The following is a 21,899-nucleotide window of genomic DNA, read 5'->3' on the forward strand; positions in this document are numbered from 1 at the left end:
CTGGCTGCTCGGCGTGGCCGATCAGTAGATGCCCTGACTGCGCAGGTAGTCCTCGTAGTTGCCGCTGAAGTCCACCACCTTGTTCGGGGTGATCTCCAGGATGCGGCTGGCGAGGGAGCTGACGAACTCGCGGTCGTGGGAGACGAAGATCAGCGTGCCTTCATACATCTCCAGCGCCATGTTCAGCGACTCGATGGACTCCATGTCGAGGTGGTTGGTCGGCTCGTCCATCACCAGAATGTTGGGCTTCTGCATCATCAGCTTACCGAACAGCATACGGCCCTTCTCGCCACCGGAGAGTACCTTCACCTTCTTCTTGATGTCGTCCTGACCGAACAGCAGACGGCCGAGGATGCTGCGCACCGCCTGCTCATCTTCCTTCTCGGATTTCCACTGGCTCATCCAGTCAAAGACCGTCAGGTCGCAGTCGAACTCTTCGGCATGGTCCTGCGCGTAGTAGCCGATGGAGGCATTCTCAGACCACTTCACGGTGCCGTTGTTTGGCTCAATTTCGCCCACCAGCGTCTTCAGCAGGGTGGTCTTACCGATGCCGTTGGTACCCAGCACCGCAACCTTCTCGCCCACTTCCACCATCAGGTTCAGCTTCTTGAACAGCAGGCCGTCGTCGTAGCCTTTTGACAGCTCCTGCACTTCCAGCGCGTTACGGAACAGCTTCTTCTCTTGGTCGAAGCGGATATACGGGTTCTGGCGGCTGGAGGCTTTCACCTCATCCAGCTGGATCTTGTCGATCTGGCGCGCACGCGAGGTGGCCTGCTTGGATTTGGAGGCGTTGGCGCTGAAGCGGCTGACGAAGGATTGCAGCTCGGCAATCTGCGCCTTCTTCTTGGCGTTGTCGGCCAGCAGGCGCTCACGCGCCTGCGTGGCAGCGGTCATGTATTCGTCGTAGTTGCCCGGATAGACGCGCAGCTCGCCGTAGTCCAGATCGGCCATGTGGGTGCAGACCATGTTCAGGAAGTGACGGTCGTGCGAAATGATGATCATGGTGCTGTTGCGCTCGTTGAGCACCTGCTCCAGCCAACGGATGGTGTCGATGTCCAGGTTGTTGGTCGGTTCGTCCAGCAGCAGGATCTCCGGGTCGGAGAAGAGCGCCTGAGCCAGCAGCACACGCAGCTTGAAGCCCGGCGCGATCTCGCTCATCGGGCCGTAGTGCTGCTCCACCGGGATACCGACGCCCAGCAGCAGTTCGCCAGCGCGCGCCTCGGCGGTGTAGCCATCCATCTCGCCATAGGCCACTTCGAGGTCAGCCACCTTGTAGCCATCCTCTTCGCTCATCTCCGGCAGGGCGTAGATGCGGTCGCGCTCCTCTTTCACCTGCCACAGTTCGACGTGGCCCATGATGACGGTGTCCAGCACGGTGTAGTTTTCATAAGCGAACTGATCCTGGCGCAGCTTGCCCAGACGTTCGTTCGGGTCGAGGAAGACGTTGCCCGCGCTCGGCGTCAGATCCCCGCCGAGGATCTTCATGAAGGTCGATTTGCCGCAGCCATTGGCGCCAATCAGACCGTAACGGTTGCCGCCGCCAAACTTGACGGAGATATTTTCGAACAGCGGCTTGCTGCCGAACTGCATGGTGATGTTGTTAGTACTTAACACAACGCTCGCTCTTGGTTTGGAATGTGATGAGGCGCGCATTATGCCACAACCGGCAGGCGGGATCGCGCAGGATTTTGCGCAAAACTTAGCCAGACGGGCAAAAAGCCAGCCAAAAAAGCAAAAACCCGGCCGGGGCCGGGTTTGCGCGTCTGGGACGGGGATCAGAAGCTGTAGCCGATCACCGCGTAGTAGCCCCAGCCGGTGGACTTGACGTCGAAGTTGCCCTTGCCGAAGTTCAGCTCGGTGCCATCCTGCCATTGGCCGCCGTTGTGGAAGTAACGCGCCACAAAGGAGTAGTGCCAGTGCGCGTAGTTCAGCGCCAGAATGTGGCTGGAGGCGATGGAGTTGCTGGTGCGCGCCTTGTTGCCGTTCTCGTTCAGGTCAGAGCCCCAGTCAAAGTTGGTGAAGCCGATGTAACTAACGTGGCCACCCCAGACATCGCCCAGCGGCAGGAAGTACTTCACCTTGAAGCGGTAGCCATCCCAGCTGTTTTCGTTGGCGGCGCTGTAGTTCTCCCACTGGTACTTGGCGTAGACGTTCAGTGACAGGTTCAGCGGGGTGTGGGTGTCGATGTCGGTGCCCAGACCCATGTACCAGGTGTTCTGGCGGTTGTCGCTGTCCGGCCCCATGTCAAAGATGTAGTTGTTGGCGAAGTACCACTCTTTGAACGGCCCGAAGCTCAGGTCAGTGCCGGTCAGCTTGTCGATGGAGAAGCGCGGCTCGATCTCCATGAACAGCGGGGAGCCGTTTTTGTCCCAGATGCCGACGTCGTTGCCATTGCCGACGCCAAAGGCTTTCGGCACGTCCACATAGCCGTAGAAGTCGAACCAATCCTTGTGGGCAAAGGCTTCATACTCCAGATAGAGATCGTTGTTTAGCTGCGGCCCGAAGCGGGTGTGGTAGCTGCCCACCACGTTGACGCTCTGTTTCCACCAGTCGGAGAGGTACTCACCCTGTGTGTCATCCGCCATTGAGGTGGCGCTGTAAGAGAGGGCAGCCAGAGCGCCCGCGGCGAGAAGAGTTTTATTCATTGTCATTACCAGTGCTTTAAAGGGCGATTCCCTGCCAAACGGGGATGTGGTGAACCACACAACATGCGGCAGCGTTATTGCTCATTCAGGTGTGTCATCAGAAGCCACTCAGCCGGTCGGTGAGCAGCCGTAATGAGGGGCGGCGCTCCAAACCTTGTTACCGGCAATAATCAGGTGTCACTTAATATGCGATTATGTCAATAAATGTCAATTTTAGTTGCATAGTGATACATGTTTTTCGTGAGGACGATCACAATCTGTAACGGGACGTAAAGATACTGTTTTTTTGCGGCTGCGCAATCGTTTACTTAGCCAGACGCAATCGGTGGCGTCCGTTTGCTGGCTTTTTAGGCAGGAAAGGTAAGGAAGTGGGCGGGCATCGCCGCGCCCTATTGCGATCGCCAGGCGGCGCGACGGCTGCGCGCCAGCGGCTCCCACAGCAGCACCGCCAGCAGGATCAGCGTCGCCAGACCATTGGTGGTCAGTAGATCGGCATAGCCGCTTACCGGCAGCAGCAGCGCCAGCGCCAGCAGCCCAATCAGGTGCTGGCGTGGCACCCGCAGGCCGCGCCGGTACTGCCACAGCATCAGTGCCGCCAGCCACGCCAGCGGCGCGCCAACCAGCACACAGGCGGCCGGCAGGTGGGTGGCCTGCATCGGGTAGGCGATGACGCGCGCATTGCCCACCGCCCAGGCGCAGAGGGCGATGATCATCACCACATGGGTCAGGTGGCCGCTGCTGCCCGGCCATGCCGGGCGCACCGGCTGTGCCAGCGCGGCATAGTAGAGGCACCAGATCGCCAGCGCCCCCAGCAGCGCGGAGAGCGCCGCCAGCAGCACCGGCGTGCTGGGTGGCAGGTCACTCAGCGCGGTGATGGTCATCCAGGCGGCCAGCACCAGCAGCGCGGTGACCACCATCAGGTAACGGGAGAGCGTTCTTGGCATCTCGGTTCTCTCCAGCAAGCAGGGGGAAAGCCCACGTTACCCGATTTTTTTGACAAAAGATCGTGCCTGCGTGAAATTCAGACAGTTCGGCGCATGTCGATATGGGGAATCCCATCCTCATCATAGACTTCCGAGCAGGGCGAGAAGCCAAAACCGCGGTAGAACGCCTGCAAGTGGGCCTGCGCCGAGAGCACCACCGCCGCCTGCGGCCAGTGGCGCGCACAGGCCGCCAGCGCCTGCGCCATCAGCGTACGCCCCAGTTGCTGCCCGCGCGCAAAGGGTGCGACCACCACCCGGCCAATCGCCACCTCCTCGCCCGGCAGCAGGCGGGCGTAGGCCGCCAGCCGCCCCTGTTGCCAGCCCAGCAGGTGGCGCGTGCCCTGCGCCAGATCGCGCCCATCCACATCCAGATAGGGGCAGGCCTGCTCCACCACAAACACTTCACAACGCAGCGCCAGCAGCGCGTAGAGCGGCGCAGCGCCCAGTTCACTGTGGTGCAGATCTTGCCAATCAATGTCAGCCATAATAATTCCCAAGTTAATCATTTAGATTATTTATACTAAAAATCCTATTTTCCCGGCACACTTTTCCCACTCACCGACTGAAAATATTATCCCTTCAAAATCAGATGATTATTGTCAACATCATTAATGTAGCAATCGTGAAATCATGATTCATTTGTTCCCGCTCATCAGCTGAGTATATTCCGCCAGATCTTTTTTCCAGGAAAACGTAACCATGAAACCGATTGTGAAATATGGTCTGGCCGCCCTGATGCTGACCAGCCTGACCGCGTGTGATAACGCCGCCGAGAAACCTGCCGCTGACAAAGCCGCCCCGGCTGCCACCGCCGCCCCGGCTGAGAAAGCTGCCGCAGACGCAAAAGCGGCCCCGGCGCAAGCCGCCCCGGCCAGCAACGCCGCGCAGCCAGCCGCAGAAGCCGCCAAGCCGGCTGCCCAGCCGCGCCTCTCCTTCACGCTGCCGAAGGGCTTTGTCGATCGCTCCCCGACGCCAAAAGAGGGCGACCGCGTGCTGACCCGCGTCTTCGCCAACCCCACCACCCACCAGATGGTCACCCTGATCAACTACGGTGGCCTGACGCCGCTGGCTGACCGTGAGGTGCTGAAAAAGACGCTGGAAGAGAATGGCCCGAAACTGCTTGAGACCTTCAAAAAGCAGTACTCCAGCGTAAATGTGCTGAAAAAGGGCATGGTCACCCTCTCCGGCCACCCCTTCTTCCAGTTTGAGTCCAAAATCAAACAGCAGGATCGGGCGGCCATCAGCACCAGCCTGACCACCCAGCAGAACGCACAGATGATCAATATCCAGATCATGACCGTCTCTGATGATCTGGCCGCGCATGAGGCGCTGGTCAAGGCGATCAGCGACAACATCGCCTTCAAGTAAGTTTTTGATGCGATTAAAAAGGCTGCCGATGGGCAGCCTTTTTTATTGGGCGATGCCGCTAGAGCAATTTACCCAATCCATTAGTAAAATTTTTTGAATATACCGGTCAAATATATTAGCTGGCGGCGCGGCGCGCCCTCTTGCAGACTGGTTGGTCTTGTTGACCCTGAATTCACTGCAAAAGGACGTAATAATGTCAGTCATGAAAAAAGTGCTGCTCCCTGCCATGCTGGGCCTCGGCCTCTACTCCCAGGTTTCGCTGGCGGCTACCCAGACCTACGCGATGGATCCTGGCCATACCTCCGTGGTAGTAGCCTGGACGCACTTCGGCTTCTCGCACCCGACCGCTGACCTCTCCAACGTCACCGGCACCATCGTGTTTGACGCCGACGATCTGGCCAAGTCCAAGGTTGACGTCACCCTGCCGATCAGCACCATCGACACCCACGTCGCCGCGCTGACCAGCGAGTTCAAGGGCGCGGAGTACTTCGACGTTGCCAAATACCCGACTGCCACCTTCCACAGCACCAAGGTGACCCACGCTGGCGACAACAAGTATGACGTCGAGGGCAACCTGACCATCAAGGGCATCACCAAGCCGGTGACCCTGCACGCCGTGCTGAACAAGCAGGGTGAGCACCCGATGGTGAAGAAGCAGGCGATTGGCTTTGACGCCGCCGCCACCATCAAGCGTTCCGACTTCAAGCTGGACAAATATGTCCCGGCGGTCAGCGACGACGTGGTGATTGCCATCTCCACCGAAGCCTACGCCAAGTAAGCCCCTCCCCTGCCCGGCACGCCGGGCAGGGGTTCCCTCGCGTTAAATCGACGGGTAACTCCCCAGACCGTCCGGCCACGGCGTCAGCAGATCCACCCCCTCCTCCGTCACCGCCACCGTGTGCTCCCACTGCGCGGAGAGCGAGCGATCGCGCGTCACCACCGTCCAGCCATCGGCCAGCACGCTGGTTGCCGCCTTGCCGGCGTTGATCATCGGCTCAATGGTGAAGATCATCCCCGGTTTCAGCACCAGCCCTTCGCCCGGCCGACCATAGTGCAGCACCTGCGGCTCGGTGTGGTACTCGGTGCCGACACCGTGGCCGCAGTAGTCACGCACCACGGAGAAGCCCTTCTCATGCGCCACGTTCTGGATGGCGTAGCCAATGTCGCCCAGCGTCGCGCCCGGCCTGACCGCGCGGATGCCCGCCACCATCGCGTCGTAGGTGGTCTCCACCAACAGTTTGGCGCGGATGCCCGGCTCGCCGACGAAGTACATGCGGCTGGTGTCGCCGTACCAGCCATCCTTGATCAGCGCCACGTCGATGTTGACGATGTCACCCGCCTTCAGCGTCTTGCTGTCGGTGGGGATGCCGTGGCACACCACATGGTTGACCGAGGTGCAGATGGTTTTCGGGTAGCCGTGGTAGCCGATGTTGGCCGGGGTGCAGCCCAGCGTCTCCACAATGTAGCGGTGGCAGAGGGCGTCCAGCGCCTCGGTGGTGACGCCGGGTTTGACGTGCTCGCCAATCATCGCCAGCACCTCGGCCGCCAGGTGGCCAGCGAGGCGCGCTTTCTCAATGTCAGCGGCGGTGTGCAGGGTAATGTCGTTCATGGTTGCTCCTTGTCGGCGGTCGCAGGCTGGGGGGTAAGCAGCTGCTGGGTAATTTCCGTATAGCTCAGGTGGGGGTTCTGCTCTGCCAGCCGGCCGATACGCAGCCAGTACTCGGCCTGCGCATTGATGGAACGGCAGTAGGCGTCGCTGGCGACCCGCAGTTCGTCATGGATGAAGTCAGAAATTTTGATGATGCCCATTGGTCAGTCACTCTACGCGGTATATATGAAACATATATGAAGCGTATAACAGGAGGGGCATTTCGGTGTGGCAGGACGTGCGCAAAAAAAGGGCGCTGCATCGGCAGCGCCCTTGGGCATGGGGAGAAGTGGCCTCAGGGTATCAGGCGGTTTTCTTCAGCGGCTCAGTGCGCACCGGCGCATCGCCCGCCACATAGTAGTCGGCGGTGCTGCGCGGCAGCGGCTGGCGGCCACGGATGGCGTCGGCCATCTTCTCGGCGATCATGATGGTGGTGGCGTTGAGGTTGCCGGTGATGATCTGCGGCATGATGGAGGCATCCACCACACGCAGGCCATTCATGCCGTGGACGCGCCCCTCGCCATCCACCACTGCCATCTCGTCGGTGCCCATCTTGCAGGAGCCGCACGGGTGGAAGGCGGTTTCGGCGTGCTCACGGACAAAGGCATCCAGCTCCTCGTCGCTCTGCACGTGCGCGCCGGGGCTGATCTCGCGGCCACGGTAGGGGTCGAGCGCCGGTTGCGCCATGATCTCACGGGTGAGGCGGATCGCGTCGCGGAACTCCTGCCAATCCTGCTCGGTCGCCATGTAGTTGAACAGGATGCTCGGGTGCTGGCGCGGATCCTTGGACTTCACCTGCACGCGGCCACGGCTCGGCGAGCGCATGGAGCCGACGTGTGCCTGGAAGCCGTGCTCCTTCACCGCGTTGCTGCCGTTGTAGTTGATGGCCACCGGCAGGAAGTGGTACTGGATGTTCGGCCACTCGAACTCCTCGCGGCTGCGGATAAAGCCACCGGCCTCGAACTGGTTGCTGGCACCCACGCCGGTGCCCTTGAACAGCCACTCCGCGCCAATCTTCGGCTGGTTGTGCATCTGCAACGCCGGGTAGAGCGACACCGGCTGGGTGCAGCTGTATTGCAGGTACATCTCCAGGTGATCCTGAAGGTTCTCGCCGACGCCCGGCAGGTCATGCACCACCGGGATATCCAGGCTGTTGAGCAGCGCGGCCGGGCCGACGCCGGAGCGTTGCAGGATCTGCGGCGAGGCGATGGCACCGCTGCACAGCAGCACTTCGCGGCTGGCGCGCGCGGTCTTGGCGTTGTACTCATCCTTGTGGAAGTAGCTGACGCCCACGGCGCGCTTGCCGTCAAACAGGATGCGGTCGGTGGTGGCGTGGGTCAGGATAGTGAGGTTGCTGCGCGCCTTGGCCTGATCCAGATAGCCGCGCGCGGTGCTGGCACGACGGCCGTTCGGCGTCACGGTGCGATCCATCGGGCCAAAGCCCTCCTGCTGGTAGCCATTCAGGTCGTCGGTGCGCGGATAGCCCGCCTGCACGCCAGCCTGGATCATCGCCTCGAACAGCGGGTTGTTGCCCGCCTTGGGCGTCGCCACGCTCACCGGGCCATCGCCGCCGTGGTAGTCATTCGGGCCGATGTCGCGGGTTTCTGCCTTGCGGAAGTATGGCAGGCAGTCGAGGTAGCTCCAGTGCTCCAGCCCCGGTGCTTTCGCCCAGTTGTCGAAGTCCATCGCGTTGCCGCGGATGTAGCACATGCCGTTGATCAGCGAGGAGCCGCCCAGCCCCTTGCCGCGCCCGCACTCCATGCGGCGGTTGTTCATGTGCGGCTCCGGGTCAGTCTCGTAGGCCCAGTTGTAGCGCTTGCCCTGCAACGGGAAGGCCAGCGCGGCTGGCATCTGGGTACGGAAATCCAGGCGGTGGTCGGGGCCGCCGGCTTCCAGCAGCAGTACGGTGACACCCGGATCTTCGGTCAGGCGGGTCGCCAGCACGTTACCAGCCGAACCGGCGCCAATGATGATGTAATCGTATTCCATTGAATGTCTCCTCAATGTGATTGCTGTGGGTCGGGGCAAGGCGGGCCGCAAAACGGGTGCGGCGTCCGGGGGTGTGGCATGGCACGCCCCGGCGCAAGGAAGCACAGGCCCGGCGGGCGGGCCTGCTGCCCCTGACAAAAGGGTGGTGGGGGTTAGAACACCGAGCTGAAGTCGCCCAGTTCCACCTGCACGGATTTGATCTGCGTGTAGTGCTCGAGCGTGCTGACGCCATTTTCACGGCCAACGCCGGAGTGCTTGTAGCCGCCGACCGGCATCTCCGCCGGGGATTCGCCCCAGGTGTTGATCCAGCAGATGCCCGCTTCCAGCTGGTGGATGACGCGGTGCGCACGCGCCAGATCGCGGGTCACCAGCCCGGCCGCCAGACCGAAGTTGGTGTTGTTGGCGCGGGCGATCACCTCTTCTTCGCTCTCGTAGGTGAGGATGCTCATCACCGGCCCGAAGATCTCCTCCTGCACAATCTCCATCTCGTCGGTGCAGTCGCTGAACACGGTCGGTGCCACCCAGGCACCCTGCGCCAGCACGCCGTCGGTCAGGCGTTCGCCACCGGCCAGCAGCCGCGCGCCAGATTTTTTGCCGCTTTCGATGAAGCGCAGCACGTTCTCCATGTGGGCGAAGCTCACCAGCGGGCCGAAGTTGACGTCCGGCTGGGTCGGCTGGCCGATGCGGATGCGCTGGACGCGCGCCAGAATCTTCTCCTCGAACTCTGCCTGCAACGCCGCTGGCACAAACACGCGGGTGCCGTTGGTGCAGACCTGCCCGGCGCTGTAGAAGTTGGCCATCATCGCGATGTCGGCGGCACGGTCCAGATCGGCGTCATCAAACACGATCAGCGGGGACTTGCCGCCCAGCTCCATCGTCACCTCTTTCAGCGTCGAGCCAGCGGCGTTGGCCATCACTTTCTTGCCGCTCACCACGCCGCCGGTGAAGGAGACCTTGGCAATGCCAGGGTGTTCGGTCAGCGCCTGACCCACCTGGCGGCCGCTGCCCGGCAGCACGTTGAACATGCCATCCGGCAGGCCCGCCTCGGTGTAGATCTCCGCCAGCTTCAGGGCGGTCAGCGAAGTGACCTCGCTCGGCTTGAAGATCATCGCGTTGCCAGCGGCCAGCGCCGGGGCGGATTTCCACAGCGCGATCTGAATTGGGTAGTTCCAGGCACCGATGCCCGCCACCACGCCCAGCGGCTCGCGGCGGGTGTAGACGAAGGCGCTGTCGCGCAGCGGGATCTGCTGCCCCTCGAGCGCCGGGATCAGGCCAGCGTAGTACTCCAGCACGTCCGCGCCGGTGACGATATCCACCGTGGTGGTTTCGGAGAGCGGTTTGCCGGTGTCGGCCGTCTCGATCGCCGCCAGCTCATCATTGCGCTCACGCAGGATGTCCACCGCCCGGCGCAGGATGCGCGAGCGCTGCATGGCGGTCATCGCCGCCCACACCTTCTGCCCTTTCGCCGCGGCGTCTACCGCCCGGTCAACGTCCGCCGCGCCCGCCGCCTGCACTTGGGCGATCACTTCGCCATTGGCCGGGTTGATCGCGTCGAAGGTTTCGCCGCTGGCGGCATCGGTGTACGCGCCATTGATGTAGAGTTTTTGCAAACCGTAGCGGGACATACGTCTCTCCTGTCTGTTCTGTTGGATGCCGAGGCTATCGGGCAGCCAGAAGCTGGTCGATATACTCGTAGGTCAGCGCCAGCGCCTCGCGGCGGTCAAACTCCTCACCGCTGAGGGCGCTGCGCAGCCAGAGGCCGTCAATCATGCCGGCCACCCCTTTGGCGGCGCGGCGCGCCTGCGCTTTTGGCAGGCTGCGGCGGAACTCGGCAGATAAATTGGAAAACAGCCGACGGCTGTTGACCCGTTGTAATCGTTTCAGTTGCGGGCTGTGCATACTGCTGACCCAAAAGGCCAGCCAGGTCTTCATCGCCGCGCTGTTGGTCTGGCTCTCGTCGAAGTTGCCCTCGGCGATGGCCCGCAGCCGTAGCCGGGCGTCGCCCCCCTTCAGCGGTTGCAGCCGCTGGCGCACCGCCTCGCCCAGATGGCTGATGAGGTAACGCATGGTCGCCTCCAGCAGCCCGTTCTTGTCGCGGAAGTAGTGGCTGATGATGCCGTTGGACACCCCGGCGCGGCGCGCAATCTGCGAAATGGAGGCGTCATGCATCCCCACCTCGTTCACCGCCGCCAGCGTCGCCTCAATCAATTGCTGCCGTCTGATCGGCTGCATTCCCACCTTGGGCATGGTCCCTCTCCGGGTAAAAAAAGCCTGGATTCGCGTCAGAACCGGGCAACTCATCTCCGGCTGCGGCGCGTTGTTCGAGCTCTATTAAACTTTTTTTTGATTGAACGTTCAATTAAAAATGAATATATTTTATTACCGTCACGTTATGGAATTGTGTAATTTAAGGATGAATCTCGTTGATTTGCGGCCACTTTTTTGATCTAACGCAAACAACAAACTTTTTATTCTGACCGGCGGTGATGGCCAGTGAGCTCAGCGGATGCCCTGTAACAGGCGTTTTTTTACGCCCTTTGACATGCGCTAAGCGCGCTTCCCTCGCCCGGCAGAGTTTGGCTTGAGACAACAATGGGGAAACCATGAGTACACCCGGAGACGTTAAACCACAGCGCGATCAATTGAACCCCGTCGTGTTCTTTACCTCAGCGGGGCTGATTTTGGCCTTCTCGCTGATGACCATCTTTTTCACTGCCGAGTCGGGTCGCTGGATCACCGCCACCCTGAACTGGGTATCGGCCACCTTTGGCTGGTACTACCTGCTGGCCGCCACCCTCTACATCGTGTTCGTGATCTTCATCGCCTGCTCGCGCTACGGCGACATCAAGCTGGGGCCAGAGCAGTCCAAGCCCGAGTTCAGCATGATGAGCTGGGCGGCGATGCTGTTCGCCGCGGGCATCGGCATCGATTTGATGTTCTTCTCGGTGGCCGAGCCGGTGACGCAGTACATGATGCCACCCGAGGGCCAGGGGCAGACGCTGGAGGCAGCGCGACAGGCGATGGTCTGGACGCTGTTCCACTACGGCCTGACCGGCTGGTCGATGTATGCGCTGATGGGCATCGCCCTCGCCTACTTCAGCTACCGCTATAACCTGCCGCTGACCATCCGCTCGGCGCTCTACCCGATCTTCGGCAAGCGCATCAACGGGCCGATTGGCCACACGGTGGACATCGCGGCGGTGATCGGCACCATCTTCGGCATCGCTACCACGCTGGGGATTGGCGTGGTGCAGCTCAACTACGGGCTGAAGGTGCTGTTCCACATCCCGGAGAACCTGACGGTGCAGGCGGCGCTGATCCTGCTGTCAGTGATCATGGCGACGGTCTCCGTCACCTCCGGCGTCAACAAGGGCATCCGCTTCCTGTCAGAGCTGAACGTGCTGCTGGCGCTAGGGCTGATCCTGTTCCTGCTGTTCGCCGGTGACACCGAGTTCCTGCTGAACGCGCTGGTGCTCAACGTCGGCGACTACATCAACCGCTTTATGGGCATGACCCTCAACAGCTTCGCCTTTGACCGCCCGACGCAGTGGATGAATAGCTGGACACTGTTCTTCTGGGCCTGGTGGGTGGCGTGGTCACCGTTTGTTGGCCTGTTCCTGGCGCGCATCTCGCGCGGGCGCACCATCCGCCAGTTTGTCTGCGGCACACTGATTATCCCGTTCGTCTTCACCCTGCTGTGGCTGTCGGTGTTTGGCAACAGCGCGCTCTACCAGATCCTGCATGGCAATTTGGCATTTGCCCAAGAGGTGATGGCCTACCCGGAGCGCGGCTTCTACAGCCTGCTGGCGCAGTACCCCGGCTTTAGCCTGAGTGCTTCGGTCGCCACCATTACCGGCCTGCTGTTCTACGTCACCTCGGCGGACTCCGGCTCGCTGGTGCTGGGCAACTTCACCTCCAAGCTGGCGGACATCAACAATGACGCGCCAAACTGGCTGCGGGTCTTCTGGTCGGTGGCGATTGGCCTGCTGACGCTGGGGATGCTGCTGACTGGCGGGGTCTCGGCATTGCAGAACACCACGGTGATCATGGGCCTGCCCTTTAGCTTCGTGATCTTCTTTGTGATGGCCGGTCTCTATAAGTCGCTGAAAGTCGAGGATTACCGCAAGGCGAGTGCGTTGCAGAATGCGCCGGTGCCGGTCTCCCGCGATGGCGTGCTGAACTGGAAACAGCGTCTGGCGCGGGTGATGAACCACCCCGGTGCCACCTACACCCAGAAGATGCTGGATACCGTCTGCCGCCCGGCGATGGAAGAGGTGGCGCGCGAGCTGGCGGTACGCGGCGCGCGCGTGGAGTTCAGCGAACAGCCGCCGCAGGGCGATGAGCGCCTGAGCCACCTGGAGCTGCATGTGCAGTTGGGGGATGAGCAGAACTTCATCTACCAAATCTGGCCGCAGCGCTACTCGGTGCCCGCCTTCACCTACCGCGCGCGGGCTGGCAAGTCGCACTACTACCGGCTGGAGACCTTCCTGCTGGAGGGCACGCAGGGCAACGACCTGATGGACTACAGCAAGGAGCAGGTGATCAACGACATCCTCGACCAGTACGAGCGCCACCTGCACTTCCTGCACCTCCACCGCGAGGCGCCGGGGGCGGTACTCACCTACCCGACATAACGCTTTTTCTGTCACCATGCCGGCCTGTGCCGGCATTTTTTTTGCCCGTTGGGAATACTCCTAAACGGCCAACAGGTATTGACGGAATAATCGGCCAGCAGCTAGGTTAATGGAGTGATAAATAGCCGACCGGCGTTTTACACCCATAAAAACTCTAATTTATTGCCTCCCTTTTTCTTATTTTCAGCACTGTAATTCTTCTACTTTCACCCTGTGAGGATTTACCTGTGACCGGAAAAATTGATACATTGCAATACCTGCGGGCCTTTGCGGCGCTTCTGGTGGTATTCAACCATACCTGGCAACAGGGCGCGATCTCGACCAGCCTTGGGCTGGCGCATATGGGCGGGTTCGGCGTGGATATATTCTTCGTGATAAGCGGCTTTATCATGAGCTATACCCTCAAGGAGACCTTTGCCAGCCCGAAAAAAGCCGCCATCGACTTTATTATTAAACGCATCATCCGTATTTACCCGGTTTACTTAATTCTGCTCACTCCATTTGTGCTGAAATATCTGGCGAGCGCGCCCGATCTGTTTGCGGCGCTCACCTCCTATCACCTGTTGGGCAATTTATTGCTGCTGCCCACCTTTACCGGCTCGCCCACCTATGGCCCGCTGCTCGGCGTTGCCTGGACGCTGGTGTATGAGATGTTCTTTTATCTTATTTACGCCGCCGCCATCCTGCTTTCGCGCCGCCGGGTACAGGCGATCCTGCTCGCCTGCGCCATCATTCTGGTGATGGTGCTGTCGGTCAACCTGCTGGAGCTGCGCGGTGAGCGACTGGGCTGGACTAACTTCCAGTTTATGGTGGGCGATCCGCTGATGCTCGACTTCCTGCTGGGGTCGCTCTGCTTCTTCATCGTGCAGGCGAACCTCAGGCTGCGCCTCAACATTGGCGTGGCCGCGCTGGGGGCGCTGGCGCTGACCCTGCTGACCACCCAGCTGACCAACCACGGGCTGCCTCGGCTGGTGATCTACGGCCTGCCGGCCTTTATGGTGGTGCTGCTGCTGATTCAGGCGACAGACCTGCCGCCCTCGCGCCTCAAGCACACGCTGATGCTGCTGGGCGACGCCTCCTACAGCATCTACTTGATTCACATTAATTTTGCCATCATCAGCAACATGCTGAGCGACAAGAGCGCCCTGAATGATGACCTGATTGGCATCGCCCTCTCCCTCTGTGCGGTGGTGTGCGGCATCCTGTTCCATCTCAAGCTGGAGAAGCCGCTGATCAAGAAGATCTCCACCCGCTACCGGGGCCAGCCGATGGCGCTGGCAGGCGAAACCTTGGCGAAATAACGCGCGCGCAGGCGCACCCGCTGGGGTGCGCCTTTTCCCCTGCCCGGCGGGCAGGAAATTTAAGCCATATGATGAATTATTCTTACAAGTAATGTTTTTCGGATTATTGGACATGAATTTAATTAACCAAAGGAACACTATTCCCTTTTTATTTGCTGTCTGACTCAGGGAAATGAACATGATTACAAAAGCTAAAAACACGCTTAAATCGATGAAGCAAAAATATATCCGTATGCGATGTACCATGAATCAGGATGATGGCGTCGTATGGATATCTCTGGGCGAAAATTGCCTCTCTGATGATATTTTGAAAAGGTTTTACCTGAAAAGCTACAGCTCCCTTTATGCATCCGGGCGTTCAAACATTGATTATAATATTGCCATGCACCGGCAGGGTTACCGTGGCCTATTTGATGACGCTAATGCCACTTATGGCTATGTTGATCAAGAGAAAGTGCTGCGGAATATCAGTTACACGCTGGATGATGATATTTATCATGAACTGCATACGCAGGGGTTTGAATTTACCCACCACGACTGGTTGGCCCACCCGGAAAGTAAAGCGGCGCTGATGCGCCGCGTAAAAAGGATGAATGAGGAGATTGGGCAGAAGCACTATGTCTTTCTCTACCACCACCGCTACACCCAAAAATCCAACCTCGACCTGCTGACGCGCAAGCTTGCCACCTTCAAGCAATTTTTTGAGCAGGGGGGCAAGCGCTGCTTCATCATCCTGTTCTATCAGGAGCAGGTGGCCGACGCGCGCCAGCGCCAGCTCACCTTCGTGGATAACCATGACGGCGTGTTGCAGTTCCGCCTCCATACCCTGCACCAGTGGGCTGGCATGGATCAGGCGATCTTCTGGGCGCGCGTCGACAATGACCTGATCAAAAAGATGCTGAAACAGAGCCGCCAGATTATCCGGCAGGCGACGGCTCTGCCTCCCCATCGCCGACAAACGAATGGCGCAACAGAATATTGACCAGCTCGGCGTGCTGCGGCGCGCTGGCGAGCCGGACAAAGGTCGGGAAGAAGAGGTTCGGCGCCGGGGAGAGCGCCACCACGTGGCAGAAGGCGTGCGCCGTGGCGGGCACCTCGGAGGCGGGCATCAGCGCGGCGGCGGCGATGCCCTGCGCCAGCATGTCGAACACCATGCGTGGCTCATTGGCGGAGAGGATCACCTCTGGCCGCGCGCCCAACTGGGTTAGCTGGTTGGCAATCTGCTCAAAGGTGCCCTCGCCCTGGATGCGGCGGATCACAATCAGCGGTAGCCGCCCCAGCTCGGCCAGCGGCATCGGCCCGGCGGGCGGCTCGGCCAGCAACTGGCGCGAGATGACTGCCACTGCTGCCACCGGCGGCAGGCTGATGCACTGGTAGCCCTCCTGCCGCTGCGGCTGCTGGATCAGCGCCACGTCCAGCCGCCGCTCCGCCAGCATCGCCTCCAGCGAACTGGAGTCGGCAATCACCGTCTCTATCCTGAAGCCCTCGCCCTGCTGGCAGAAGGCCGCCACCAGCGGGCTGAAGTAGTGCTGGTAGAGGTAGGAGATGCCGATGCGCACCAACTGGGTGGTGTGGCTGCCCGCCTGCCGCGCCGCGCTGCACGCCTCCTCGACGCTACGCAAAATGTCACAACCGTACTGGTAGAGCACCCGCCCGGCTTCGGTGGGCCGGATGCCGCCGCCCTCACGCACCAGCAGCGGCACGCCCACCTCCTCCTCCAGCTCCTGCACGCGCCGGCTCAGCGGCGGCTGGGAGATGTTCAGCACCCGTGCCGCGCCGGTGATTGTTCCCTGCTCCACAATCACACAAAAATACCGTAACCGTTTTAGATCCATATCTCCTCCCTGATGGTATTGGCCGCCCGCCAGATCAGTATGGATGGCTGCCGTTAACAACCTTTCTGGTATGGGGCACGTCGCCTAAACGGTATTACCCGCTGCCAGTGCCGCACCCTATGCTTATTCCAAACTCCCCAAGAATACGGTGAAAACATGGTGAAATCGACACTGGAACGCGGCACGATTTATGATTTGCGATCGGCGCTGGCCTTGCTGGCGCGCTACCCGGATGAAGTGATCAGCACGGATGTCGAGGCTGACCCAAATGCCGAGATCAGCGGCGTCTACCGCTATGTCGGCGCGCGCGGCACCGTGATGCGCCCGACCCGCCTCGGCCCGGCGATGATGTTCAACAAGGTGAAGGGGTATGAGGATGTGCGGGTGCTGATTGGCCTGCTGGCCTCACGCCAGCGCGTGGCGCGCCTGCTCGGCACCGAGCCGGAGAAGCTGGGCTTCCTGCTGAAGGACTCGGTCAACAACCCCATCCCGCCGGTGGTGATCGACAGCCAGCACGCCCCCTGCCAGGAGGTGGTGCACCGCGCCAGTGACGAAGGCTTTGACGTGCGCAAGCTGCTGCCCGCGCCGACCAATACCGAGGAGGACGCTGGCCCCTACTTTACGATGGGCATGTGCTACGCCTCTGACCCGGAGACCGGTGAGTCAGACGTCACCATCCACCGCCTCTGCATCCAGGGCGCCGATGAGATCTCAATGTACTTTGTGCCCGGCCGCCACCTCGACACCTTCCGCCAGAAGGCGGAGGCCGCTGGCAAGGCGTTGCCGATCTCCATCAGCATCGGCGTGGATCCGGCGATTGAGATTGGCGCCTGCTTCGAGCCGCCCACCACCCCGCTCGGTTACGATGAGCTGGCGGTGGCCGGTAGCCTGCGCGATCGGGCGGTGGAGCTGGTGAAGTGCGTCTCGGTGGACGCGCGCGCCATCGCCAACGCCGAGATTGTGATTGAGGGCGAGCTGGTGCCGGACTATCGGGTGCGCGAAGATCAGAACACCCACACCGGCAAGGCGATGCCGGAGTTCCCCGGCTACACCGGCGAGGCCAAGCCCGCGGTGCCAGTGATCGAGGTGAAGGCGATCACCCACCGCAAGCAGCCGATCCTGCAAACGGTGATTGGCCCGAGCGAGGAGCACGTCAACATGGCGGGCATCCCGACCGAGGCGAGCATCCTTGAGATGGTGGAGCGCGCGATGCCGGGCCGGTTGCTGAACGTCTATGCCCACCCGTCGGGCGGCGGCAAATATCTGGCGGTGATGCAATTCAAAAAGGCGGCGCTGACCGATGAGGGGCGGCAACGGCAGGCGGCGCTGCTGGCCTTCGCCGCCTTCGGTGAGCTAAAGCATGTGATTCTGGTGGATGAGGATGTCGATATTTTCGACACCAACGACGTGCTGTGGGCGATGCAGACCCGCTATCAGGGCGATGTCAGCACCCTGTTCATTCCCGGCGTGCGCTGCCACCCGCTGGATCCGTCGCAGTCGCCCGAGTTTAACCCGCAGTTGCAGGACAACGGCATCACCTGCAAGACCATCTTCGACTGCACGGTGCCGTTCAAGATGAAGGCGCAGTTCCAGCGCTCGCGCTTCAAGGAGGTGGACGTGTCGCGCTTTATCCCGGACTTCAAACCCTGACGGCGGGCGCTTTTTCCGTCAGCTTCTAGACTGTAAGAGAGGGAACCCAACAGAGGACAAGATGATGAAACGCCGAGAATTGTTGCTGTCAGGCGCCGCGCTGGCGGCTGGCTCACTGGTGATGCGCCATGCCGCCGCCGCCACCCAGGCCACCCCGGAGCAGGGCAGCGCCCTGATGCCGCCAGCCAACAACCCGATCAAGACCCTGACCATCAAAGGCATCGTGATTGGCGAGGGGCAGCCGAAGCTGATTGTGCCGACCACCGCTAAAACCGCTGACGAGGCGCTGGCGGCGATCAAGAAATACGCTGGCGACCCGGCGATCCAACTGGTGGAGCTGCGCGTTGACTCGCTCGACATCGCGCGGGACAAGGCGCAAGTGGTGGCCCTTACCCGTCAGGCCCACGCGCTGCTGCCCACGCAGGCGCTGCTGGTGACCTTCCGCACCAAGGCCGAGGGCGGCAACACCGCCATCAGCGACGAGGAGTATGCCGCGCTCTATCAGGCGATCATTGAGCAGGGGCAGGCCGATCTGCTGGACGTGGAGATGTTCCGTGGCGAGGCGATTGTGCGCGATCTGGTGGCGCGGGCGCACCACGCGAAGATCGCGGTGGTGATGTCGAGCCACGACTTCCAGCAGACGCCGCCAGCGGAGGAGATTGTGCAGCGCCTGCGCCGCCAGCAGGAACTGGGGGCGGACGTGCTGAAGATGGCCACCATGCCACATGACTCCGGCGACGTGCTGCGGCTGATGAGCGCCACCTGGGAGGTCTACAGCCGCTACGCCGAGCGGCCGCTGCTGACGATGGCGATGAGCGGCGCGGGCGTGGTGTCACGGCTGGCGGGCGAACTGACCGGCTCCGCCCTCACCTTCGGCATGGTCGGTCAGGCCTCCGCGCCCGGCCAGATTGAGGCCAGCGATCTCCACTCGGTGCTCTCTATCATCCATAACGCCAACCACAGCTAACCTTTCGGCGCGGATCAGTTCTCCGCGCTGTGCACCTGACGGCTGACGATCCCCGCTGACACCATCTTCTCCCGCGCCTCCAACCGGTCGCCCGGCTCCAGCCCAATCGGCTGTTGCAGGCGGCCGACGCGCGGGTTGAGCGCCAGTTCGGCAAGGATCGGGAAGTGGTCGGAGCCGATGTCCGGCAGCCGCTCCAGCCGCACCAGCGTAAAGTCGCGGCTGTGGAACACGTGGTCGAGCGGCCAGCGCAGGCAGGGGATACCGGCGTGGAAGGTATTGAACATGCCGCGGCCACGGCGCGGATCGAGCAGCCCGCTCACCTTCATAAACAGCCGGGTGGTGCGTGACCACGCCACGTCATTCAGATCGCCGGTGACCACCGTCGGGTAGCGGGCGCGGGCGGCGCAGTGGCCGACCGCCACCAGCTCGCCGTCGCGGTTGGTGGACTCCTCATCCTCGGTCGGGCTGGGCGGCATCGGGTGCAGGCAGTGCATCACCACCTCGTCGCCGGACGCCAGCACCACGCGGAAGTGCATCGAGGGGATGCCATCCGCCACCAGATACTGCACCAGCGCATCCTTCATCGGCAGGCGCGAGTAGACGTGCATACCGTAGAGGTTCTCCTGCGGGCAGCGCAACTGGTGCGGGTAGTCGTCGGCCAGCGCGTCCAACTGGCGCTCCCACCAGCGGTCGGTCTCCAGCGCCACCAGCACATCCGGCTGGGTCTGGCGCACCCGCTCCACCAGCGCACCGGCGTTGCGGTTGGTCATCAGGACATTGGCGGTCAGGATGCGCAGCGTCGGCCGCCCGCTGAGGCGCGAGCGCTTCACCTGCACCGGCCACAGCCGGGTGTAGGGAATAATCCAGTGCGCCTGATAGAGGGTGCAGGCCAGCGACAGCAGCACGATCAAATCGCCGCTCGAGATGCCAGCCCACGACGGCCCACCGGAGCCGGGCAGCAGCCATAGCTCACCGCACAGCAACAGCAGCGCGATGGTGGTCATCTGCAACCGTGGGAAGTCCCAAATCCGTACCCACCACACCTGGCAACGCCAAAACGGCAGCAGCGTCAGGACGGTCAACATCACCGTCAATACGCTGAACAGCATCCGCATACTCTCCATTCCCCAACTTGTCCTTGATGTTGTGACCCCTGAAACATTCACCCATGTTATCGGTTTCCGCCCGGCTTTGCCGTGAAATTTAGTCGGGCGGCGGGGTCTGGCACCAGTTGCGCTGCGGGATCAACCCGCCATCCGGCGAACTGAAACCGATGCAGCCCAGCAGGCTGTCAAACAGCTTGCCGTGGAACGCCGGGCGCTGCTCCGCCGCCATGCGGCGCAGTTGGGCGAAGGCGGCATGGTGCTGCGGATCCGCCAAAAAGGTGTCGGAGGCCCACACCATGATGGGAATCGCCCGCTGCTCCGGCGGCGCGCGGTCACGCGGCGTGCTGTGGAAGTGGATATTGTCGGAGATCGACTCGCCGTGGTCAGAGGCGTAGAAGACAATCGCCTTGCGATCGCGCACCTGATCGATCACCTGCTTCAGGAAGGCGTCGGTATAGAGCACCGAGTTGTCATAGGCATTGATCATCGACTGGGTGGAGCAGGCTTCATCAATGCCCATGCACTCTGGCTGCCAGCGGGCGAAGCTGCGCGGGTAGCGCTCCGAGTAGAGGTAGTGCGAGCCTTTGGTGTGCAGGATGATCAGGTGGCGGCCATGCGGGTGGCGCTCGAGCGAGCCGCGCATCTGCCCCACCAGCAGCATGTCGCCGATCGGTTTGCCAGCGTTGCGCGCCTGCGTTTCGATGCTGTCACGCAGCACATAGCGATCCGCCAGCGTCTTGCTGTAGAACCAATCCTCGGTCTGCATGGCGAACAGCTCCGAACTGAAGCCCTGCTGCTTCAGCACTGAGAAGACATTCATCTCCTTCAAGGTGCGCGAGGGATCGTCGGTGGTGCCGCCGGGGCGCACGAACATACAGCGCAGCGACAGCTTGGTGGAGGTGTCACAGGAGGTGCCATTCAGCGCCACCAGATTCTTCTCTTTTGACAGGTTGGGCGTGGTGTCGCGCCCATAGCCATAGAGGCCGAAGTGGTCGCGGCGTGCGCTCTCACCAATCACAAACACCACGTCGATGTCATCCACGTCCTGCGGCGGCATGTAGGTGAAGTGTTTGGCCGGGTCGAACAGGTTGGCGATCTCCTCCGGCTGGGTGTAGGCGCTGTAGGCGAACAGCCCCAGCGCCGATAGCCAGTTGGAGGGCAGATAGGTGCTGGCAACGGTATCATCATACTGCTCGGCCAGTTGCGGGTTGCCGCCATCAATCACCCGCACCTCGCCCATCAGCTTGAGCGGCAGCCAGCAGCCGAGCGCCGCCGCCAGCAGTACGCCGCCCTTGCGCAGCCACTGCCGACGGCCCGGCCCCGCCGACGGCACGACGTTGAGCCACAGCGCCGCCAGCGGCGGCAGGCCAGCCAGCACAATCCACAAAATAAAGTGGTAGCCGATGGAGGCTTTCGACAGATCCAGATCGGTGGTCATCACCGCCGCCAAAATGCCGTAGCCAATATCGACGTTGAAAATCGCCATGTAGTAGCTGGCCGCCGCCGAGCAGAGCACCATGATGCTGATCAAGAGGCGGAACAGCCAGCGGCCGCCCAGCGAGGCGAGCAGGCAGAGAAAGTAGACCAGCGAGAAGGCGGCCAGCATCTCGGCGGCCAGCATCAGCAGGCCATCATGCGGCTCGCGCATAAAGCGGCGGTAGAAGACCGGGGCGTTAAGGAACACCCCGACATAGATGGCGATAAACAGCATCACTTGCTGTGGTGAAAGGAGTCTGAAACGTTGCATAGTGACCTGGCTGGCGAGTGATAATT

Annotated in this window: 19 protein-coding genes; 7 read left to right on the plus strand and 12 right to left on the minus strand. The window is 61.5% G+C overall.

Annotated elements, in window-relative coordinates:
• Nucleotides 1-21: 21 nt before the first annotated feature.
• The 4 genes from C1N62_RS11260 to C1N62_RS11275 form a co-directional block, all read right to left on the minus strand.
• Nucleotides 22-1,614, minus strand: a complete 1,593-nt coding sequence (locus C1N62_RS11260; protein WP_137763717.1) for an ABC-F family ATPase — start codon at nucleotides 1,612-1,614, stop codon at nucleotides 22-24.
• 161 nt (nucleotides 1,615-1,775) lie between these two features.
• Nucleotides 1,776-2,645: a nucleoside-specific channel-forming protein Tsx gene (locus tag C1N62_RS11265; RefSeq protein ID WP_137763718.1), complete on the minus strand. Its 870-nt coding sequence runs from the start codon at nucleotides 2,643-2,645 to the stop codon at nucleotides 1,776-1,778.
• Nucleotides 2,646-3,034: 389 nt separating this feature from the next.
• Nucleotides 3,035-3,589 (minus strand): low temperature requirement protein A, encoded by a 555-nt coding sequence (locus tag C1N62_RS11270; RefSeq protein WP_137763719.1) that lies wholly within the window; start codon nucleotides 3,587-3,589, stop codon nucleotides 3,035-3,037.
• Between the two features lie 77 nt (nucleotides 3,590-3,666).
• Nucleotides 3,667-4,113, minus strand: coding sequence for a GNAT family N-acetyltransferase (locus tag C1N62_RS11275; RefSeq protein ID WP_137763720.1), 447 nt, complete (start codon nucleotides 4,111-4,113; stop codon nucleotides 3,667-3,669).
• 214 nt (nucleotides 4,114-4,327) lie between these two features.
• Between C1N62_RS11275 and C1N62_RS11280 the strand changes: the two genes are divergently transcribed.
• The gene (locus tag C1N62_RS11280; RefSeq protein ID WP_137763721.1) at nucleotides 4,328-4,996 is read left to right on the plus strand and encodes a DcrB-related protein; all 669 of its coding nucleotides are present in this window, start codon (nucleotides 4,328-4,330) and stop codon (nucleotides 4,994-4,996) included.
• A gap of 193 nt (nucleotides 4,997-5,189) precedes the next feature.
• Nucleotides 5,190-5,774: a YceI family protein gene (locus C1N62_RS11285; protein ID WP_137763722.1), complete on the plus strand. Its 585-nt coding sequence runs from the start codon at nucleotides 5,190-5,192 to the stop codon at nucleotides 5,772-5,774.
• 42 nt (nucleotides 5,775-5,816) lie between these two features.
• On the opposite strand, the gene map is transcribed toward C1N62_RS11285, so the two are convergent.
• The 5 genes from map to betI all read right to left on the minus strand — a co-directional run bounded on the left by map (nucleotide 5,817) and on the right by betI (nucleotide 10,880).
• A complete protein-coding gene (gene map, locus C1N62_RS11290) occupies nucleotides 5,817-6,605 on the minus strand; it encodes a type I methionyl aminopeptidase (protein WP_137763723.1) in 789 nt (262 codons plus the stop codon).
• Nucleotides 6,602-6,805 (minus strand): ParD-like family protein, encoded by a 204-nt coding sequence (locus C1N62_RS11295; protein WP_137763724.1) that lies wholly within the window; start codon nucleotides 6,803-6,805, stop codon nucleotides 6,602-6,604. The genes map and C1N62_RS11295 overlap by 4 nt, the downstream gene beginning before the upstream one ends.
• Nucleotides 6,806-6,947: 142 nt before the next feature.
• Entirely contained in the window at nucleotides 6,948-8,633 is a 1,686-nt protein-coding gene (gene betA / locus C1N62_RS11300) for a choline dehydrogenase (protein ID WP_137763725.1), read from the minus strand.
• Between the two features lie 152 nt (nucleotides 8,634-8,785).
• Complete coding sequence (gene betB, locus C1N62_RS11305) at nucleotides 8,786-10,258, minus strand: betaine-aldehyde dehydrogenase (RefSeq protein WP_137763726.1); 1,473 nt, start codon at nucleotides 10,256-10,258, stop codon at nucleotides 8,786-8,788.
• A gap of 34 nt (nucleotides 10,259-10,292) precedes the next feature.
• A complete protein-coding gene (betI, locus tag C1N62_RS11310; RefSeq protein ID WP_137763727.1) occupies nucleotides 10,293-10,880 on the minus strand; it encodes a transcriptional regulator BetI in 588 nt (195 codons plus the stop codon).
• Nucleotides 10,881-11,236: 356 nt separating this feature from the next.
• On the opposite strand from betI, the gene C1N62_RS11315 reads away from it, so the two are divergent.
• The 3 genes from C1N62_RS11315 (at nucleotide 11,237) to C1N62_RS11325 (ending at nucleotide 15,550) form a co-directional block, all read left to right on the plus strand.
• Entirely contained in the window at nucleotides 11,237-13,267 is a 2,031-nt protein-coding gene (locus tag C1N62_RS11315) for a choline transporter (RefSeq protein ID WP_137763728.1), read from the plus strand.
• Nucleotides 13,268-13,494: 227 nt separating this feature from the next.
• Complete coding sequence (locus tag C1N62_RS11320; protein ID WP_168195851.1) at nucleotides 13,495-14,568, plus strand: acyltransferase; 1,074 nt, start codon at nucleotides 13,495-13,497, stop codon at nucleotides 14,566-14,568.
• Between the two features lie 244 nt (nucleotides 14,569-14,812).
• The gene (locus C1N62_RS11325; protein ID WP_240775777.1) at nucleotides 14,813-15,550 is read left to right on the plus strand and encodes a DUF1796 family putative cysteine peptidase; all 738 of its coding nucleotides are present in this window, start codon (nucleotides 14,813-14,815) and stop codon (nucleotides 15,548-15,550) included.
• Here C1N62_RS11325 and C1N62_RS11330 read toward each other — a convergent pair.
• Nucleotides 15,486-16,403 (minus strand): LysR family transcriptional regulator, encoded by a 918-nt coding sequence (locus tag C1N62_RS11330; protein WP_137763731.1) that lies wholly within the window; start codon nucleotides 16,401-16,403, stop codon nucleotides 15,486-15,488. The two genes, C1N62_RS11325 and C1N62_RS11330, sit on opposite strands and share 65 nt — an antisense overlap.
• 156 nt (nucleotides 16,404-16,559) lie before the next feature.
• On the opposite strand from C1N62_RS11330, the gene C1N62_RS11335 reads away from it, so the two are divergent.
• Together C1N62_RS11335 and aroD are read left to right on the plus strand one after the other, a co-directional pair.
• The gene (locus C1N62_RS11335; protein WP_137763732.1) at nucleotides 16,560-18,053 is read left to right on the plus strand and encodes a UbiD family decarboxylase; all 1,494 of its coding nucleotides are present in this window, start codon (nucleotides 16,560-16,562) and stop codon (nucleotides 18,051-18,053) included.
• Nucleotides 18,054-18,114: 61 nt separating this feature from the next.
• Nucleotides 18,115-19,020: a type I 3-dehydroquinate dehydratase gene (gene aroD / locus C1N62_RS11340; RefSeq protein WP_240775694.1), complete on the plus strand. Its 906-nt coding sequence runs from the start codon at nucleotides 18,115-18,117 to the stop codon at nucleotides 19,018-19,020.
• A gap of 14 nt (nucleotides 19,021-19,034) precedes the next feature.
• On the opposite strand, the gene C1N62_RS11345 is transcribed toward aroD, so the two are convergent.
• Complete coding sequence (locus tag C1N62_RS11345) at nucleotides 19,035-20,144, minus strand: endonuclease/exonuclease/phosphatase family protein (RefSeq protein WP_137763733.1); 1,110 nt, start codon at nucleotides 20,142-20,144, stop codon at nucleotides 19,035-19,037.
• A 79-nt stretch (nucleotides 20,145-20,223) separates the two neighbouring features.
• Nucleotides 20,224-21,873 carry a kdo(2)-lipid A phosphoethanolamine 7''-transferase gene (eptB, locus tag C1N62_RS11350; protein WP_137763734.1) on the minus strand — a complete coding sequence of 550 codons (1,650 nt, stop codon included), beginning with the start codon at nucleotides 21,871-21,873 and terminating at the stop codon, nucleotides 20,224-20,226.
• Nucleotides 21,874-21,899 lie beyond the last annotated feature (26 nt).

The sequence above is a fragment of the Nissabacter sp. SGAir0207 genome, assembly GCF_005491205.1.
GTDB lineage: Bacteria > Pseudomonadota > Gammaproteobacteria > Enterobacterales > Enterobacteriaceae > Chimaeribacter.